The sequence below is a fragment of the Streptomyces sp. NPDC050315 genome, from assembly GCF_040655775.1.
In the GTDB taxonomy this organism is placed as follows: domain Bacteria; phylum Actinomycetota; class Actinomycetes; order Streptomycetales; family Streptomycetaceae; genus Streptomyces.
This window is the reverse complement of sequence record NZ_JBFAKN010000011.1, coordinates 1-14,677: the sequence shown is the minus strand read 5'-3', so window position 1 is coordinate 14,677 and position 14,677 is coordinate 1. Positions and strand designations below refer to the sequence as shown.

The window sequence follows — 14,677 nt, the reverse complement described above, 5'->3', positions numbered from 1 at the left end:
CAACTGACTCACCATCCCAGTTCGTTCGCGGTCTTTTCGGCGATCGCCGGGGAGCAGGTCATGCCGCGCCCGCCGGGCCCGGTGACCAGCCACACGCCGTCGCTCGCCTGCTCCCGGTGCACGACCCGGCTCGTGTCCGTGCACTGCGCGTACACCCCGGCCCAGCGGTGCCGGATGCGCGGCAGCGGGCGGCCGAGGATCGATTCGACGACGCCGGTGAGGTGCTCGTACGGCTCCTCGACGGTGTCGAAGGCGAACGGCGTCTCGTACTCGTGCGTGTCGCCGATGGTCAGCCCGCCGTCCGCGCGCTGGACCATCAGGAGCTGCATCTTGTGCGCGGCGGCGGTGGGCGCCTGCGCCTGCGTGGCGTTCAGCGCGTCCAGCGCGTCGCTGCCGTACGCCGGGTAGTAGCGGAAGCTGTCCGCGTCGGCGATCGAGGTGGTCAGCGGCTCGCCGAGCGGGTCGGTCTGCATCATCTGCAGCCGTACGCGGCGGACGGGCAGCTCCGGTACCAGCTCGCGGACCAGGCCGCTCAGCCAGGCGCCGGTGCACAGCACGACGGCGTCGCCACGGTGGATGTCGCCGTGGTCGTCCCGTACGGCGGCCTCGCCCACCACGTCGCGGACCTCGCGCCCGCCGAGGTAGGTGTAGCGGCCGGAGGCGAGCAGCGCCTGCTTCAACTCCCGCTGGGCGACGCGGGGTTCGACGGCGGCATCCCGCTCGCACCACAGGGCGCCGAGGAAGTCGCCGCGCAGCGCGGGGTTGATCTCGCGGGCCTCGTCGGCGGTCAGCAGCTTGTAGCCGCGGGCCGCGGCGTCCGGGCGGCGGGTAGCGGCCTCGGCGACGGCCCGCTCGGCCTCGTTCTTCACGATCGTCAGCGAGCCGATGGCGCGGAAGCCGAGGCCCGGTACCCGGGCGCCGATCCCCTCCCACAGCTCGCGGGCGCGCAGCGCGGTGTCCAGTTCCTCGCCGCCCGCGCGGCCGCTGACCCAGATCTGGCCGAAATTGCGCACGGAGGCGCCGCGGGCCTCGGCCTCCCGCTCGATGTGAACGACCTCGTGGCCGCGTTCGACTGCATGCCAGGCGTGCATGGTCCCCAGCACGCCGGCTCCGACAACTATGACTCGCATGCCGGTGACGCTCGTCGCGCCGGATGACCGACCGCGGGCCGCGCGGCAACGAGCCGGTTAACGGGCCGTCAAACTTGGCCTAGACCCGTTATCTTCTCGTGACATACGGGGGGGGTGAGGGTCAGCGCCCCGTAAGGGGCGCGGGGAACTGCGCGACCAGCCACGACGTGGCGGCACTCGGCAGAGGTCGGTACCTCTACGGCGCGCCGCCGAGCCGTGCCGTGAACGAGAAACGGTCACCCCGGAACAGCGTCCGCACCCGCTCCAACGGCGCCCCCGCCGTATCGCGGCTGACCCGATGAATCAGCAACATCGGCAACGCCCCCGGCGTCCCGATCAGCAACGCCTCCCGCGGCGTAGCAAGCACCGTCTCCAGCCGCTCATCCGCATCGCCGAACCCTATGCCGAGCCGATCATGCAGATACGCGTAGAAGGAGGAGTCCGGCTCGAAGTCGGTATCCAGCCGAGGCGCCCGCTCCACCGCCACATACGTACTCTCCAGCCCCACCCGCTCGTCATCCGCGAGCAGCACCCGCTCCATGTGCCACACCGGCTCACCGACCGGCAGCCCCAGCTCGGCGGCGAGCAGGTCGGGACACGGAAAGCGGTCCAGCCCGATCAGATGACGCCCCGGGCGCCGCCCCTGCTTCCGTACCCCTTCCGTATAACTCGCCAGCGCCAACGGCTGTTCGAGCTTGGGCCCCGCCACGACCGTGCCACGGCCGAGGCGCCGGATACGCCCTTCGAGGACCAGCTCCCGCAGCGCCTGCCGCAGCGTCTCCCGCGAGACCTCGAACCGCAGCGCCAGGTCCCGCTCGGTCGGCAGCGCCTCCCCCTCGCCGAGCTGGTCCAGCAGCTCGGCGATCCGCACCTTGGCGGCGTAGTACTTGGGAATGCGCCCATGCTCGGGGATGCCGGCTCTGATCGGCGCACCGGGCGCCTGGTCCTTCGGGTAGTCCACCGACCGATCCTCGCACGCCCGCCGGGCTCGTACCTCAGCCCGCCCGACCCGTGAACGGCCCGCGCGGCGGGGCGAAGAGCGAGGCCAGGACCAGATGGGCCGCGCCGAGCGCCACCGCCTGCTCACCCCCGGGGGCGAGCGCGACCGGGACCGTACGGGAGGCCCCCGCGCCATGCGCACGCAGCTGACCGTCGAGCGAGTCGGCGACTCCCCGTACGTATGCCTCGGAATCGGCCAGTACCGTACGGCCACCCAGCAGAACCCGGTCCACGTCGAGCAACTCGACAAGGTTGGCGGCGCCCACGCCGAGCACCCGGGCCGCCGTGGGGGCATCCCCGGCGGCCACCGCGGCCAGACACAGCGCCTCGACGCACCCCCGCTTCCCGCAGCCGCACCGCGGCCCGTCCAGCTGTACGACCTGGTGCCCGAACTCCCCCGCGCCGGTGCGCGCCCCCCGGTGCACGGCCCCGCCGAGCACCAGCCCGGCGCCCAGCCCCGTCCCCAGGTGCAGATACCCGAACGACTCGGCGCCGTCCGCCTGCTGGGCCAGTCCGTGCGCCGCCGCGTTGGTGTCCTTGTCCAGGACCACGGGCAGGCCGAACCGCTCGGCGAGCGCGGCGCGCAGCGGATAGCCGTCCCACTGCGGGAGGCCGGTGACCCGGTGCAGTACGCCCGTACGGTGATCCAGCGGTCCGGGGCAGGCCACCCCGGCGCCGATCACCTGCGCCCCGGGGGCCGCGGCGCGCACCTCGGCGACCTGAGCCGCGGCCGCCTCCAGTACCTCCTCCGCGTCCGCGCCCAGGTCCAGCGGCGCGCGACGGACCGCGACCGGCTCGCCCGCCAGGTCGGCGAGGACCGCGACGCTCTCGTCCCGGTCCAGGTGCAGCCCGATCGCGTACCGGGCGCCGGGGACCAGCCGCAGGACCGTACGGGGCTTGCCGCCCGTGGACGCGCGCCGCCCGGCTTCCGTGGCGAGCCCCGCCTCCCGCAGCCGCGCCGTGATCTTGCTGACCGCCTGCGGGGTGAGCCCGCTGCCCTCGGCCAGCTCCAGCCGGCTCACGCCACCCTCCCCCGCCGCGCGCAGCAGCCCGAGCAGCACGGCCGCGTTGTGCCCGCGCAGCAGGGGCAGGTTGGCGCCGCCGAGCGCGCGCTCGGCCGGGTCTGAGAGGGGAGGCTTTTCGCTGGTCACCCCTCCATTGTCCGTATCGCTTGCACTTTGGCAACAGCGTTGCTTAAGTGGAGAACATGAGCAGCCCGAGCGACACCCCCGGTACCGGTACCGCACTCCCCGGCAGCCCCCTGCGCGTCGGCCTCATCGGTTACGGCCTGGCCGGCTCCGTCTTCCACGCCCCGATGATCGCCGCGACCGAGGGTCTGGTCCTCGACACGGTCTCCACCTCCAGCCCCGACCGCCAGGCGCAGGCCCGTGCCGAGCACCCGCAGGTGCGCACGGTCGGCACGTCCGACGAGGTACTGGCCCGCGCCTCCGAGCTGGACCTGATCGTCCTCGCCTCGCCGAACAAGACCCACGTATCGCTGGCCACCGCGGCCCTGGAGGCGGGCCTCCCGGTCGTCGTCGACAAGCCGCTGGCCGGGACCGCCGCCGAGGCCGAGCAGCTGGCCGAGCTGGCGAAGGACCGCGGGCTGCTCCTCTCCGTCTTCCAGAACCGCCGCTGGGACAACGACTTCCTCACTCTGCGCAAGCTGCTCGACGAGGGCGCGCTCGGCAACGTCTGGCGCTTCGAATCCCGCTTCGAGCGGTGGCGGCCCAAGCCCAAGGGCGGCTGGCGCGAGTCCGGCGACCCGGCCGAGATCGGCGGGCTGCTGTACGACCTGGGCAGCCACGTCGCCGACCAGGCCCTCACCCTCTTCGGCCCGGCCGTCTCGGTGTACGCGGAGTCCGACGTGCGCCGCCCCGGCGCCGAGGCCGACGACGACACCTTCATCGCGATCACCCACGCGAGCGGCGTCCGTTCCCACCTGTGGGTCAGCGCCACCACCGCGCAGCTCGGCCCGCGCTTCCGGGTGCTGGGCAGCGAGGCCGGTTACGTGAAGTACGGCCTGGACCCGCAGGAGGCGGCGCTGCGCGAGGGCCGCCGGCCCGGCCAGGGGGACGACGCCTGGGGCGTGGAGCCGGAGTCCGCCTGGGGCCGCATCGGCGCCGGCGAGTCCCCGCAGACCGGCGGCGGCGAGCCCGTCCCGACGCTGCCCGGCGACTACCCCGCGTACTACGCCGCCATCGCCGAAGCGCTGCGTACGGGCGGCGAGCCGCCGGTCACCGCCCTGGAGGCGGTCGGCGCGCTGCGCGTCCTGGAGGCCGCCAAGCGCTCGGCCGCCGAGGGCCGCACGGTCCGGATCGAGGAGCCCACCCGATGACCACCGCCGCCGACGACATCACCACCCTTGAGTCCCAGGAACACCGCCTCGTCCTCGACCACTTCGACAACGACGACGCCTGGGCACTGGGCTCCCTCCTGACCGACCTGGCCCGGGAGCGGAACCTCGCCGTGACGATCAGCATCCGCCGCGGCGCCCAGCGCCTCTTCCACTGCGCGCTGCCCGGCACCAGCGCCGACAACGACGCCTGGCTGGACCGCAAGTGCCGGGTCGTGGAGCGGTACGGCGAGGCGTCCTTCCTGGTCGGCGCCCGCTTCCGCGCCAAGGGCCGGACCTTCGAGGACTCCTCCCGGCTGGACCCGGACACGTATGCCGCGCACGGCGGGGCCTTCCCCCTCCGCCTCCGCGGTACCGGCGTCATCGGCGCGGTGGCCGTCTCCGGCCTCGCCCAGGCCGACGACCACGCGCTCGTCGTCGAGGCGTTGGAGCGGTTTCTGCGCCCCGCCTGACGGAATCCGTGCGCCCGCCCCGTCCACCGGGAAAGCTGTGGGGGAACCGGCGAGAGAGAGGCGGTACCCCCATGGCGTGGACGGGTGGCACGGGCTGGACCGGATCGCGACGGACCGTGCTGGCGGCGGGCCTGGCCGCGGGCCTGTCACCGCTGGTGGCGGGCTGTCAGACGGGCGACGGCGACGGCAAGTCGCCGTTCACCGGCAAGGACGGCGCAGGCGACAAGGTACTGGCCGTCAAGATCGACAACATCGCGGCCGCCCGCCCGCAGACCGGCCTGGAGGACGCCGACATCCTCTATACCGAGGAGGTCGAGGCGGGCCTGTCCCGGATACTGGCCGTCTTCGCCTCCCACCTTCCCGACCGCGTCGGCCCGGTCCGCAGCGCCCGCGAGTCCGACCTCGAACTGCTCCGCCAGTTCGGCCACCCGGCGCTGGCCTACTCCGGCGCCCAGTCCAAACTGCGCCCCATGCTGGAGTCGGCCCCGATCGTCGCCCTCCCACCGGGCGAGGCGCCCGACGCATACGTCCGCAGCCCGGACCGCGCCGCGCCGCACAACCTGTACCTGCGCCCGTCCCGCGCCCTGAAAGCCGCCTCGGACGCCTCCGCCCCCGCCGACATCGGCTTCCGCTTCGGCGCGGCCCCCGCGAAAGGCGGCACGAGGACGTCGCGGCAGGACGTCCGCTACCCGGCGGCCCGCTTCACCTTCACCTGGTCCGAGAGCCGGGACCGCTGGCTGGTCGCCATGGACGGCTCACCCTTCCGCACCACCAGCGCCGGCCAACTGGCCGTCTCCACGGTGGTGATCCAGCACGTGACCGTCCGCTCCTCCCGCCTCCACGACAAGTGGGGCAGCACCACCCCGTACACCGAAACCGTCGGCTCGGGCGACGCCCTGATCCTCCGCGACGGCAAAAAATACCAAGCCGAATGGTCCCGCCCCGCCCCCGACAACGGCACCACCTACACCACCCCCGAAGGCCACCCCCTCCCCTTCACCCCGGGCCCCATCTGGGTGGCCCTCACCCCAAAGGGCTGAGAGCCACCCTCCTGTCACGCGTCCTTCAGCTCCTGCCGCTGGCGGCCCAGGCCGTCGATTTCCAGTTCCACTACGTCGCCGGCGCGGAGGTAGGGCTTGGGGGCCGGGTGGCCCATGGCTACGCCGGCTGGGGTGCCGGTGTTGATGATGTCGCCGGGGTAGAGGGTCATGAAGTGGGAGAGGTAGCGGACCACTTCGGCTACCGGGAAGATTTGTTCGGCCGTTGTGCCGTCCTGCTTCAGTTCGCCGTTCACCCACAGGCGCAGGCCGAGGGACTGTGGGTCGGGGATCTCGTCGGCGGTGACCAGCCAGGGGCCCAGCGGGTTGAACGTCTCGCAGTTCTTGCCCTTGTCCCACTGGCCGCCGCGCTCGATCTGGAACTCGCGCTCGGAGACGTCGTGGGCAATGGTGTAGCCGGCGACCGCGGCGAGGGCCTGCTCGTCGGTTTCCAGGTAGCGGGCCGTGCTGCCGATGACGATGGCCAGCTCGACCTCCCAGTCGGTCTTCTCGCTGCCGCGGGGTATCAGCACGGTGTCGTCCGGGCCGACCACGGTGTCCGGTGCCTTCATGAAGACGATCGGCTCGGCCGGGATCGGCGCGCCGGTCTCCCTGGCGTGGTCGTGGTAGTTCAGCCCGATGCACACGACCTTGCCGATGCGGCCGAGCGGCGCACCCCTGCGCAGCCCGGCGGCGTCCAGCGCCGGCAGGTCGCCCGCCGCCGCGGCCGTACGGACGCGGTCCAGCGCCGCCTCGTCCGCGAGCAGCGCTCCGTCGATGTCCGGTACGACGCCCGACAGATCACGCAGGGTTCCCGACTCGTCCAGCAGCGCCGGGCGTTCCGCCCCTACCGGTCCGACACGCAGCAGCTTCATCAGTACAACTCCCGTGGTCGTATGCGAAGGGTCGGCCCGGGAGGGGTCTCCCGGGCCGGCCGATGGAGTGCGGCCATCGAGCGATTTGGCCGATCCTCCAAGAACGGGGTCCCGCCCGCAAGACCCCGTTCACGTACTGGACCTTTACTCGGCGGTAGCGGGGCGGGACTTGGCAGCCACAGCGGGCTGCGCCTCGTCGGCCGCCTGGCCCTGGACGCGGTCACGGTCACGGTCGCGCAGCAGCAGTGCTCGCTCGCACGCCGTCCAGGTCGTGGACGTCACCACGTACAGGCTCGCGGCCAGCGGCACGAAGGCGACGGTGAGGAGGGTGCCGAAGGAGAGCAGGGGGGCCAGCTTGGTCACGGCGCCCATGCCCGGCATCTCCATATCGGCGCCCGCGGTCCCCGCCGCAGCCGTGGCCTTGCGTGCGCGGCGGTAGTTCCAGGTCGCGACCGCTGCGACCAGGACGAACAGCGCGAGGTAGACCAGGCCGTGCGGGCCGAAGGGGCCGCCGTCGGTGAGGGCGTCCGTCCAGTGGCCGCCGAGCGGGGCGTCCAGCAGTCGCTCGCCCAGCAGCCCGGAGCTGGGGGAGGTGAAGAGGTGGTACATGAGGAAGAAGACCGGCAGCTGGAGGAGCGTGGGCAGGCAGCCGGCCAGCGGGGAGGCGCCCGCCTTGCGGTAGAGGGCGGTCACCTCGCGCTGCATGCGCTCGGGGTCCTTGGCGTACTTGCGGCGTATCTCGGCCATCTGCGGGGCGAGCGCGGTGCGGGACTTCTCGCCGCGTACGGCGGCGCGGGCGAGGGGGTGCAGCGCGGCTCGTACGGCCAGGGTGCAGACGACGATGGCGGCGGCGGTCGCCGAGGCGCCGAAGAGCGGGGAGAGCGCGTCGGCGAGGTGGCCGAGCGCGGCGCCGAGCGGGGCGAAGACGGACATGGGTGAGCCCTCCGGGGGTCTCGTCAGTACCGAAGAGGAATGGAGAAAAGGGAGATTTCGGTGTGACGAGCCGCGGGGCGGAGCCGTACGCGGAGTAGGAGAGCGCGCCTACGCGGCCGTCGGGAGACGGCGGCCGGGTGCCCTGGGTCGCGGGCGGCCCGCGGCGTCGGGATCGCGCTGGGGCAGGAAGGCCGTACGGCGTTCCCGGTCCCGGATGGCGGTGCGGACCCGGCCCGGCGGGGCGGGGCCGGCCAGCGTGGCGACGAGCACCGCGCGGCTGAGGAGGAGGACGGCCGCGGTGGTCGCGGCGGCGGTCAGGGCCGAGGTCAGGCCGCTCTGCGTGAGCAGCACGCCGGCCAGGAGGAACAGGAGCGTGCCGACGTACAGGCGGAAGGCGTCGGTGACGCGGCACATACGTGCGCTCTCCTCTCCCGGCTCAGCGCCGATTGTCCCGCTCGGTTTTGTCCTCTTCCGCTCAAGAGTAACCAGAGAGCCTGCGCAGTAGGGCCACCAGCGGGTAACTTGCGTCCACCCCCGCCGTACGGCGGGGTGGACGAGGGAGGTGTGGTGCGCGACGTCAGCACGCCCGCCCTGGTGACCGCGGCCCGTACCGGCGGCCTCGCCGACACCGTCCACGACCTGGCCGACCGGGTGCCCGCGCTCGCCCAGCTCGCCCGCCGGGACCCCGCGGACCCCGGCCGCTGGCTCCACGTCTCCGCCGCCGCCTTCCGCGCCGAGGTACTGGCGCTGGCGAAGGGGCTGCTCGCGGACGGGCTGCGGCCCGGCGACCGGGTCGCGGTGATGTCCAGGACCCGGTACGAGTGGACGCTCTTCAGCTATGCGGTGTGGTCGCTCGGCGCACACCTCGTCCCCGTCTACCCCACCGCCTCCACCGAGCAGCTGCGCGCGCTGCTGGCCGCGACCGGGGCCGACACCATCGTCATCGAGCACGAGCAGCACGCCATGACCGTGGCGGCGGCCTGCGGCGCCGACCGCCCGCTGCGCCGCGTCTGGCAGCTGGACCAGGACTGCGTCGGCCTGCTCAGCGGGCTCGGCGGGCGGCTGCCCGACGCCGAGGTGCACCGGCTGCGCCGGGCCGTCACCCCGCGGGACACCGCGGCGGTCGTGCAGACCTCCGGCACCACCGGACGGCCGCGCGGCTGTGTGATCACGCATGGGAACCTCGCCGCCGAGTGCGACACCCTGCTGGCGGGCTGGGGCCGGCTCACCGGGCCGCCCGGCGAGCAGCCGTCGGTCCTGGCGTTCCTGCCGCTCGCGCACAGTTACGGGCTGATGGTCCAGGTCGCCTGCCTGCGCGGCGGCATTCTGCTCGGCCACGAGCCGGAGTTGACCCCGCAGGCGCTGCTGCCCGCGCTCGCGTCCTTCCGGCCCACCTTCCTCTTCGGCGTCCCGTACGTCTTCGAGAAGATCTACGACAGCGCGCGCCGGGCCGCCGAAGAGGCCGGCCGGCTGCGGCTGTTCGACGTCGCGACGGCCACCGCGCTGCGGTACGCACGCGCCGTCGAGCGCCGCGAGCAGGGGCGCGGCCACGGCCCGGGGCCGGGCCTGCGCGCCCGGCACGCCATGTACGAGCGACTGGTGTACGGGCGCATCCGCGGGGTGCTGGGCGGGCGGGTACGCACCGCCGTCTCGGGCGGCTCGCCGCTCCGTGCCGACCTCGGGCGGATCTTCGCCGGGGCGGGGCTGACCGTCTACGACGGGTACGGGCTCAGCGAGACGAGCGGCGCCGTCACCGCCTGCCCGCCGGGGCGGGTGCGGTTCGGCACGGTCGGGCGGCCGCTGCCCGGCTGTGCGGTACGGATCGCCCAGGACGGCGAGGTGTGGGTGCGCGGCGACGTGGTCTTCGCCGGGTACGTCGACGAGCACGGGACCGCGCCGCACGACGGCTGGTTCGCCACCGGCGACCTGGGACACCTGGACGAGGACGGCTACCTCGTGATCACCGGCCGCAAGAAGGACATCATCATCACCAGCGGCGGCAAGAGCGTCGCCCCGCTCGGCCTGGAGGAGCGGATACGCGCGCACCCGCTGGTCTCGCAGTGCCTGGTCGTCGGCGACAACCGGCCCTACATCGCGGCACTGATCACTCTGGACCCCGAGGCGCTGGCGCACTGGCGGCGCTACCGGGGCGGGCTGCTCGACCCCCGGCCCGGAGATCCGCCGGAGGAAGGCGTGCGGGCGGCGGTGCAGCGCGCGGTCGCGGTCGCCAACGCCTCGGTCTCGCGCGCCGAATCCATCCGCGCCTTCCGCATCCTGCCCGGCGAGTTCAGCGTCGCCGACGGCCTGGTGACGCCCTCGCTGAAGCTGCGCCGGGCGGCGATCGAGCGGGCGTACGCGGCGGAGATCGACGCGCTGTACGAACGGTGAGCCGGGCGTACGTGCTGAACGGCACGCCGTACGCAGCGCCGTACACAAGCTGAGCGCCGCACCGTAGCAGCGCACGCGCCGCCCCGGCGTTTTCTTGTCCAGGCGCGCGAACCCCGCGTTCCGCCGCCCCGCGCCCGCCTAGCGTCCGAGTCGTCCCCGCCGGACCGACCGGGAGGTTCCGTGTGCGCCCCCTCGCAAGCCCCGCACCCCTCGTCCCCGCGCGGGCGCTCGCCACCGGGCTGATCGTCGCCGCCCTCGTGGCCACGCTCGTCGCGCTGCTGCTGCCCGTCCAGCTCTTCGGCCAGAACACCTCGACGGCCGCCGCGGCCGCCGGCTGGGAGGACGACGGCGGCGGCACCGTCCGCACCCCGTACGGCCTGCTCACCCCCATGGACCGGGACTTCGTGCGCAAGGTACGGCTCGCCGGGCTGTGGGAGCTGCCCGCGGGACGCCAGGCGCAGGAGCGCGGCACGCGGAAGGCCGTACGGACCGCGGGCAACCACCTCGTGGCCGGTCACACCGAGCTGGACCGGCTTTCCGTACAAGCCGCCCGTGACCTGGGCGTATCGCTGCCGGACGAGCCCACCCCGCAACAGCAGGGCTGGCTCGGACAGCTGGACGCCGTCCGCGGCCAGGACTTCGACCGGCGCTTCGCCCAGCTGCTGCGCCGCGCGCACGGCAAGGTCTTCGGCCTCGTCGCGCTCGTCCGGGCGCAGAGCCGCAACGCGGTGGTGCGGCGACTGGCCACTCGTACGAATGCGGTCGTCCTGGACCACATCACGGTCCTGGAAGGTACCGGCCTGGTCGACTTCGGCAACCTGGCGGCGGCCCGGCCCCGGCAGCCGTACGTTTCCCCGAACACCCGGCCGCACGCCCACCTCACTCTCCCCACCACTTCTCACCACTCCCCACGAAACTCCCCACGAAGCGAAGTGATCGCATGACTCCACAGGCCCATAAACGCTCGCGACTGACCACCCGGCTGGTGGCCGCGGCCGCCGCGTTACTGCTCGGCGGCGGCGGGACCGCGCTGATAGCCGCCGGCGCCTCGGCCGACGGCACGGACGACAACGGACCCGGGAAGCGCGACGGCGCGGCGGCCGTGGCCTCGACCGTGTCCTGTCCGGACGTCGGCGACCGGCTGCGCCAGGTGCCGCGCGGTGCGCAACTGCCGGTCTCCCGCGGGCTCGCCGCGCTGGACCGCCAGGTGGCGACGGCGTACGAGAAGATGACGACGGGCGGCCCCGGCGGCGGTACGGACGCGGTGCTCCAGCAGCTGCAACAGCAGCGCGAGAAGACGATCGGGACGATGGCCGACGCCATCGGCCGGTCGGCACCCCGCCCCGACGCCCTGCTGAACATGAGCGCCTGCGAGCTGAAGCCCACGGGACAGCCCATATCGGTGGGCGAGCAGCAGGGCGAGCAAGACGCGGCTCAGCAAGGGCAGCAGGGCGAGCAAGACGCGGCGCAGCAAGACCAAGAGGACGCACAGCAAGGGCAGCAGGGCGAGGGAAACGCGGCGCAGCAGGGGCAAGAGGACGCACAGCAGGGGCAGGACGGTGGCGCGAAGGTGCCGCCCGGTGGTCCCTCCCCCGACGACTTCGCCGACATCCTGTCCGTCCAGCCCAACGCCCAGCAGCCGCCACAGGGCGACGGCGCCTCGACCGGTACGTTCGTCTCCGAGTGCGGCACCAACGAAGAGGGCCACTTCAACTCCGACAACGTCATCGTGACGCCGGGCGTCAGCAACGGCGCGCACCACACCCACGACTACGTCGGCAACGAGTCCACCGACGCCTTCTCCACCGACGAGAGCCTGGCCGCGTCCGGCACCACCTGCGGCAACGGCGACCTGTCCACGTACTACTGGCCCGTCCTGCGCACCCTGGACGGCACCTCCGAGCACAAGCCGGGCGCGGGCCACGACGGCAACGTGGGCTCCGTCCTCACCCCGTCCGACGTCAAGCTCACCTTCAGCGGCAGCCAGGCCGGTGACGTGACCGCGATGCCGCGCTTCCTGCGCATCATCACCGGCGACGCCAAGGCGTTCACCAACGGCCCCGCCAACGCCAACGCCTCCTGGAGCTGCGTCGGCTTCGAGGACCGGCAGCTCAAGGACAAGTACCCGATCTGCCCGGACGGCGCCGATGTCGTCCGTACCTTCAACTTCCAGAGCTGCTGGGACGGGCAGAACACCGACAGCGCCAACCACCGTACGCACGTGGCGTTCGCCCAGGAGGACGGCTCCTGCCCGGCCGGGTTCCGCGCCATCCCGCAGCTCCAGGAGAAGATCACCTACGACGTGCCGGCGGGCGAGCAGTTCGCGGTGGACAGCTTCCCCGAGCAGCTGCACAAGCCGGTCACCGACCACGGCGACTTCATCAACGTCATGCCTGAGCAGCTGATGGACGAGGCCGTCGACTGCATCAACAGCGGCCGCGACTGCGGCTGAGCGGTACTGCGGCCCCGGACCTGGTGTGGTTCGGGGCCGCAGCCGCGCTCAGAGGCCGTTCACCCGTGCCTCCCTGGCGACGCCCAGCGGGCGGATTCCGGAGGTCACCGGCCGGGCCGCCCGGCGCCCGGACCGGGAGCGGTACCGCCGTACGTGCGCCAGCAGCCGCCGGCTGCGCAGCGCCATCTCCAGCTCGAAGCGGGTGCGCGGATCCCGCAGCTCGGGACCGAAGAGCTTCTCGATCTGCCGCAGCCGGTACCGCACGGTCTGCGGGTGGACCTGGAGCACCTTCGCCGCCTCCGGCGCGCCCCCGCCCTCCAGCCAGGCCAGCAGCGTGACCTCCAGGCGCTCGCTCTGCCGGGGCGTCAGCTCGTCCAGCGGGCCGAGCCGGCGCGCGGTCAGCGCCCTGGTCAGCGACTCGTCCTGGAGGAGCAGCAGCGCCGAGAGGTGGTCGTCGACGAACACCGGGCGCACGTCGGGCCCGCCGCGCGCCGGCCCGAAGGCGAGCAGCGCGCGGGCCCAGCGCAGCGAGGACGCCGCATCGCCCGCCGGGACGGTGTGGCCGACCGCCGCCGGGCGGCCCTTGAGCGCGGCCTCCAGCCGGGGTCGGGTCTGGGTGTCCGGGTCGGGTACGAAGAGGCAGGTGTCACCGTCGACGGTGCCGATCAGCGCGTCGCCCAGCGCCGCGGCCAGTTGCGGTGCCTCGGCGGCGGAGCCGAGGACGACGGCCTGGAGCCGGTCCGGTACGGGCCAGCCGGCGCACCGGGCCGGTTCGGCGAGCGCGGCGGGCGAGGGCGGGCGCTGCCCGGCGAGCGCGGCGAAGAGGACCTGCCGGGCGCGGGAGACCGGCATCGGAGTGATGACCAGTCCGGCGGGGCGGCGTTCGCACTCCGTCCGTTCCTGGTAACCGAGCGATGTCAACAGGGCCTGTTCCATGGCCCATTGGGCCGCCTCCGCTTTGGACGATTCCGCGAGAAGGCCGGAAAAGGCGGGAAAAGCGATACGCAGCTCTTCCACCATCTTTTCGGCGAGCGACGGGAGTTCCTTTCGCAGAACCCGGGTCCACTCACCTCGGGGGCGTGACCAGATGCGGTTCAGGAGATCACACATCGCTACCTCGTTCCTGCCGTCGGGGAGCGGCTGGGATACGGCCGTGGTGCCTGAGGCCAGTGCCTGAATCGGCATCATCCGCACCGGGCCGGGCGACGGCGATGCCGGTGCAGGAATTTGTCACAGCGCGATAAAGGTCCGGAAGGGCTTGGACGCGTCCGCAATGCTGCCGCACCTTACGCATTCTTCGGCTTTTCCTGGAGGCCCGATGGCACGCCGACTTCCGCTGCGCCCCGCGCTGCCCGCCGCGCTGCTGCTCTTCCTGGCCTTACTGGCACAGTCCGGCGCGGTGGTCCGTACCGCCGACTTCCTGGACTTCGGGGCCGGCGTGCTCGCGCTGGTCGCGCTGACCGGCACGGTGCTGTGGGGCCTGGCCGCCACCGACCGCCGGGTACTGGCCTCCCGGCACCGGCTGCTGGCGCAGGCCGTGCACCGGGGCACGGGCGTGGCCGGGCTCGGCTTCCTCGCGCTGCACATCGGGGTGAAGGTGGCCCGCGGGCAGACCACCGGCCGCGCCGCGGTGCTGCCGTTCGCCGATGGCGCCCGGCCGCTGCTGATCGGCCTGGGCACGCTGGCCGGTTATGTGTTTCTCGCGGTCGCGGTCACCGGCGCCGCCCGCACCGCGTTCACCGGCCGCGCCGCCGCGCGGTGGTGGCGTGCCCTGCACATGGCCACGTACCTCGCGTGGGGCGCGGCCCTGGTGCACGGCCTGCGCGCGGGGCGCCCTTCCTCCGGTTGGGTCACCGCGGGGTACGCCCTGTGCGTGGCGGCCGCGGCCCTGGCCCTTGCGTACCGGCTGCGTACCGCCGGCCACCGGGGTGGGCGGTCCGGCACCGATGCCGACCGCGGCACCGCGACGGCTGGTCGCGCAGTTCCCCGCGCCCCTGAGGGGCGCCCGGCGGGGGCCCGCCAGGGGCGCCGGGGACAGCGCCCGCGGCCGCCCCC

General features: G+C 73.4%; 14 protein-coding genes. 7 read left to right on the top strand and 7 right to left on the bottom strand.

Annotation, left to right across the window (positions count from 1 at the left end):
- Nucleotides 1–8 precede the first annotated feature (8 nt).
- The 3 genes from AB0I82_RS32380 to AB0I82_RS32370 form a co-directional block, all read right to left on the bottom strand.
- Nucleotides 9–1,130, bottom strand: coding sequence for a TIGR03364 family FAD-dependent oxidoreductase (locus AB0I82_RS32380; protein WP_363261023.1), 1,122 nt, complete (start codon nucleotides 1,128–1,130; stop codon nucleotides 9–11).
- A gap of 196 nt (nucleotides 1,131–1,326) precedes the next feature.
- The gene (locus AB0I82_RS32375; protein WP_363261022.1) at nucleotides 1,327–2,091 is read right to left on the bottom strand and encodes a GntR family transcriptional regulator; all 765 of its coding nucleotides are present in this window, start codon (nucleotides 2,089–2,091) and stop codon (nucleotides 1,327–1,329) included.
- A gap of 34 nt (nucleotides 2,092–2,125) precedes the next feature.
- Nucleotides 2,126–3,280: an ROK family transcriptional regulator gene (locus tag AB0I82_RS32370; RefSeq protein ID WP_363261020.1), complete on the bottom strand. Its 1,155-nt coding sequence runs from the start codon at nucleotides 3,278–3,280 to the stop codon at nucleotides 2,126–2,128.
- Between the two features lie 56 nt (nucleotides 3,281–3,336).
- On the opposite strand from AB0I82_RS32370, the gene AB0I82_RS32365 reads away from it, so the two are divergent.
- From AB0I82_RS32365 to AB0I82_RS32355, 3 genes are all read left to right on the top strand, one after another.
- Nucleotides 3,337–4,467: a Gfo/Idh/MocA family oxidoreductase gene (locus tag AB0I82_RS32365; protein ID WP_363261019.1), complete on the top strand. Its 1,131-nt coding sequence runs from the start codon at nucleotides 3,337–3,339 to the stop codon at nucleotides 4,465–4,467.
- The gene (locus tag AB0I82_RS32360; protein WP_363261018.1) at nucleotides 4,464–4,937 is read left to right on the top strand and encodes a heme-degrading domain-containing protein; all 474 of its coding nucleotides are present in this window, start codon (nucleotides 4,464–4,466) and stop codon (nucleotides 4,935–4,937) included. The genes AB0I82_RS32365 and AB0I82_RS32360 overlap by 4 nt, the downstream gene beginning before the upstream one ends.
- 71 nt (nucleotides 4,938–5,008) lie before the next feature.
- Entirely contained in the window at nucleotides 5,009–5,977 is a 969-nt protein-coding gene (locus AB0I82_RS32355) for a DUF3048 domain-containing protein (RefSeq protein WP_363261017.1), read from the top strand.
- 14 nt (nucleotides 5,978–5,991) lie between these two features.
- Here the strand turns inward: AB0I82_RS32355 and AB0I82_RS32350 are convergent, their stop codons facing one another.
- The 3 genes from AB0I82_RS32350 to AB0I82_RS32340 all read right to left on the bottom strand — a co-directional run bounded on the left by AB0I82_RS32350 (nucleotide 5,992) and on the right by AB0I82_RS32340 (nucleotide 8,196).
- Nucleotides 5,992–6,849, bottom strand: a complete 858-nt coding sequence (locus AB0I82_RS32350; protein ID WP_363261016.1) for a fumarylacetoacetate hydrolase family protein — start codon at nucleotides 6,847–6,849, stop codon at nucleotides 5,992–5,994.
- Between the two features lie 144 nt (nucleotides 6,850–6,993).
- Complete coding sequence (locus AB0I82_RS32345; protein ID WP_363261015.1) at nucleotides 6,994–7,782, bottom strand: YidC/Oxa1 family membrane protein insertase; 789 nt, start codon at nucleotides 7,780–7,782, stop codon at nucleotides 6,994–6,996.
- A gap of 108 nt (nucleotides 7,783–7,890) precedes the next feature.
- On the bottom strand, nucleotides 7,891–8,196 hold the full coding sequence (locus AB0I82_RS32340; RefSeq protein WP_363261014.1) for a DUF6412 domain-containing protein: 306 nt from the start codon (nucleotides 8,194–8,196) through the stop codon (nucleotides 7,891–7,893).
- Between the two features lie 153 nt (nucleotides 8,197–8,349).
- Here AB0I82_RS32340 and AB0I82_RS32335 point away from each other — a divergent pair, with 153 nt between their 5' ends.
- The 3 genes from AB0I82_RS32335 to AB0I82_RS32325 all read left to right on the top strand — a co-directional run bounded on the left by AB0I82_RS32335 (nucleotide 8,350) and on the right by AB0I82_RS32325 (nucleotide 12,622).
- Entirely contained in the window at nucleotides 8,350–10,170 is a 1,821-nt protein-coding gene (locus AB0I82_RS32335) for an AMP-dependent synthetase/ligase (protein WP_363261012.1), read from the top strand.
- Between the two features lie 182 nt (nucleotides 10,171–10,352).
- Nucleotides 10,353–11,114, top strand: coding sequence for a DUF4142 domain-containing protein (locus AB0I82_RS32330; protein WP_363261011.1), 762 nt, complete (start codon nucleotides 10,353–10,355; stop codon nucleotides 11,112–11,114).
- Nucleotides 11,111–12,622: a DUF1996 domain-containing protein gene (locus AB0I82_RS32325; protein WP_363261010.1), complete on the top strand. Its 1,512-nt coding sequence runs from the start codon at nucleotides 11,111–11,113 to the stop codon at nucleotides 12,620–12,622. The genes AB0I82_RS32330 and AB0I82_RS32325 overlap by 4 nt, the downstream gene beginning before the upstream one ends.
- Nucleotides 12,623–12,670: 48 nt before the next feature.
- Here AB0I82_RS32325 and AB0I82_RS32320 read toward each other — a convergent pair whose 3' ends face one another.
- On the bottom strand, nucleotides 12,671–13,558 hold the full coding sequence (locus tag AB0I82_RS32320) for a helix-turn-helix domain-containing protein (RefSeq protein WP_363261009.1): 888 nt from the start codon (nucleotides 13,556–13,558) through the stop codon (nucleotides 12,671–12,673).
- Nucleotides 13,559–13,940: 382 nt separating this feature from the next.
- On the opposite strand from AB0I82_RS32320, the gene AB0I82_RS32315 reads away from it, so the two are divergent.
- On the top strand, nucleotides 13,941–14,677 hold a 737-nt coding region (locus AB0I82_RS32315; RefSeq protein ID WP_363261008.1), incomplete at its 3' end, for a hypothetical protein.

What these genes read in the sequence shown, in the direction of transcription:
- AB0I82_RS32355 (WP_363261017.1), top strand. Translation starts at nt 5,009, where the DNA reads ATGGCGTGGACGGGTGGCACGGGCTGGACCGGATCGCGACGGACCGTG.
- AB0I82_RS32340 (WP_363261014.1), bottom strand. Translation starts at nt 8,196, where the DNA reads ATGTGCCGCGTCACCGACGCCTTCCGCCTGTACGTCGGCACGCTCCTG.
- AB0I82_RS32365 (WP_363261019.1), top strand. Translation starts at nt 3,337, where the DNA reads ATGAGCAGCCCGAGCGACACCCCCGGTACCGGTACCGCACTCCCCGGC.
- AB0I82_RS32380 (WP_363261023.1), bottom strand. Translation starts at nt 1,130, where the DNA reads ATGCGAGTCATAGTTGTCGGAGCCGGCGTGCTGGGGACCATGCACGCC.
- AB0I82_RS32350 (WP_363261016.1), bottom strand. Translation starts at nt 6,849, where the DNA reads ATGAAGCTGCTGCGTGTCGGACCGGTAGGGGCGGAACGCCCGGCGCTG.
- AB0I82_RS32325 (WP_363261010.1), top strand. Translation starts at nt 11,111, where the DNA reads ATGACTCCACAGGCCCATAAACGCTCGCGACTGACCACCCGGCTGGTG.
- AB0I82_RS32345 (WP_363261015.1), bottom strand. Translation starts at nt 7,782, where the DNA reads ATGTCCGTCTTCGCCCCGCTCGGCGCCGCGCTCGGCCACCTCGCCGAC.
- AB0I82_RS32360 (WP_363261018.1), top strand. Translation starts at nt 4,464, where the DNA reads ATGACCACCGCCGCCGACGACATCACCACCCTTGAGTCCCAGGAACAC.
- AB0I82_RS32320 (WP_363261009.1), bottom strand. Translation starts at nt 13,558, where the DNA reads ATGGAACAGGCCCTGTTGACATCGCTCGGTTACCAGGAACGGACGGAG.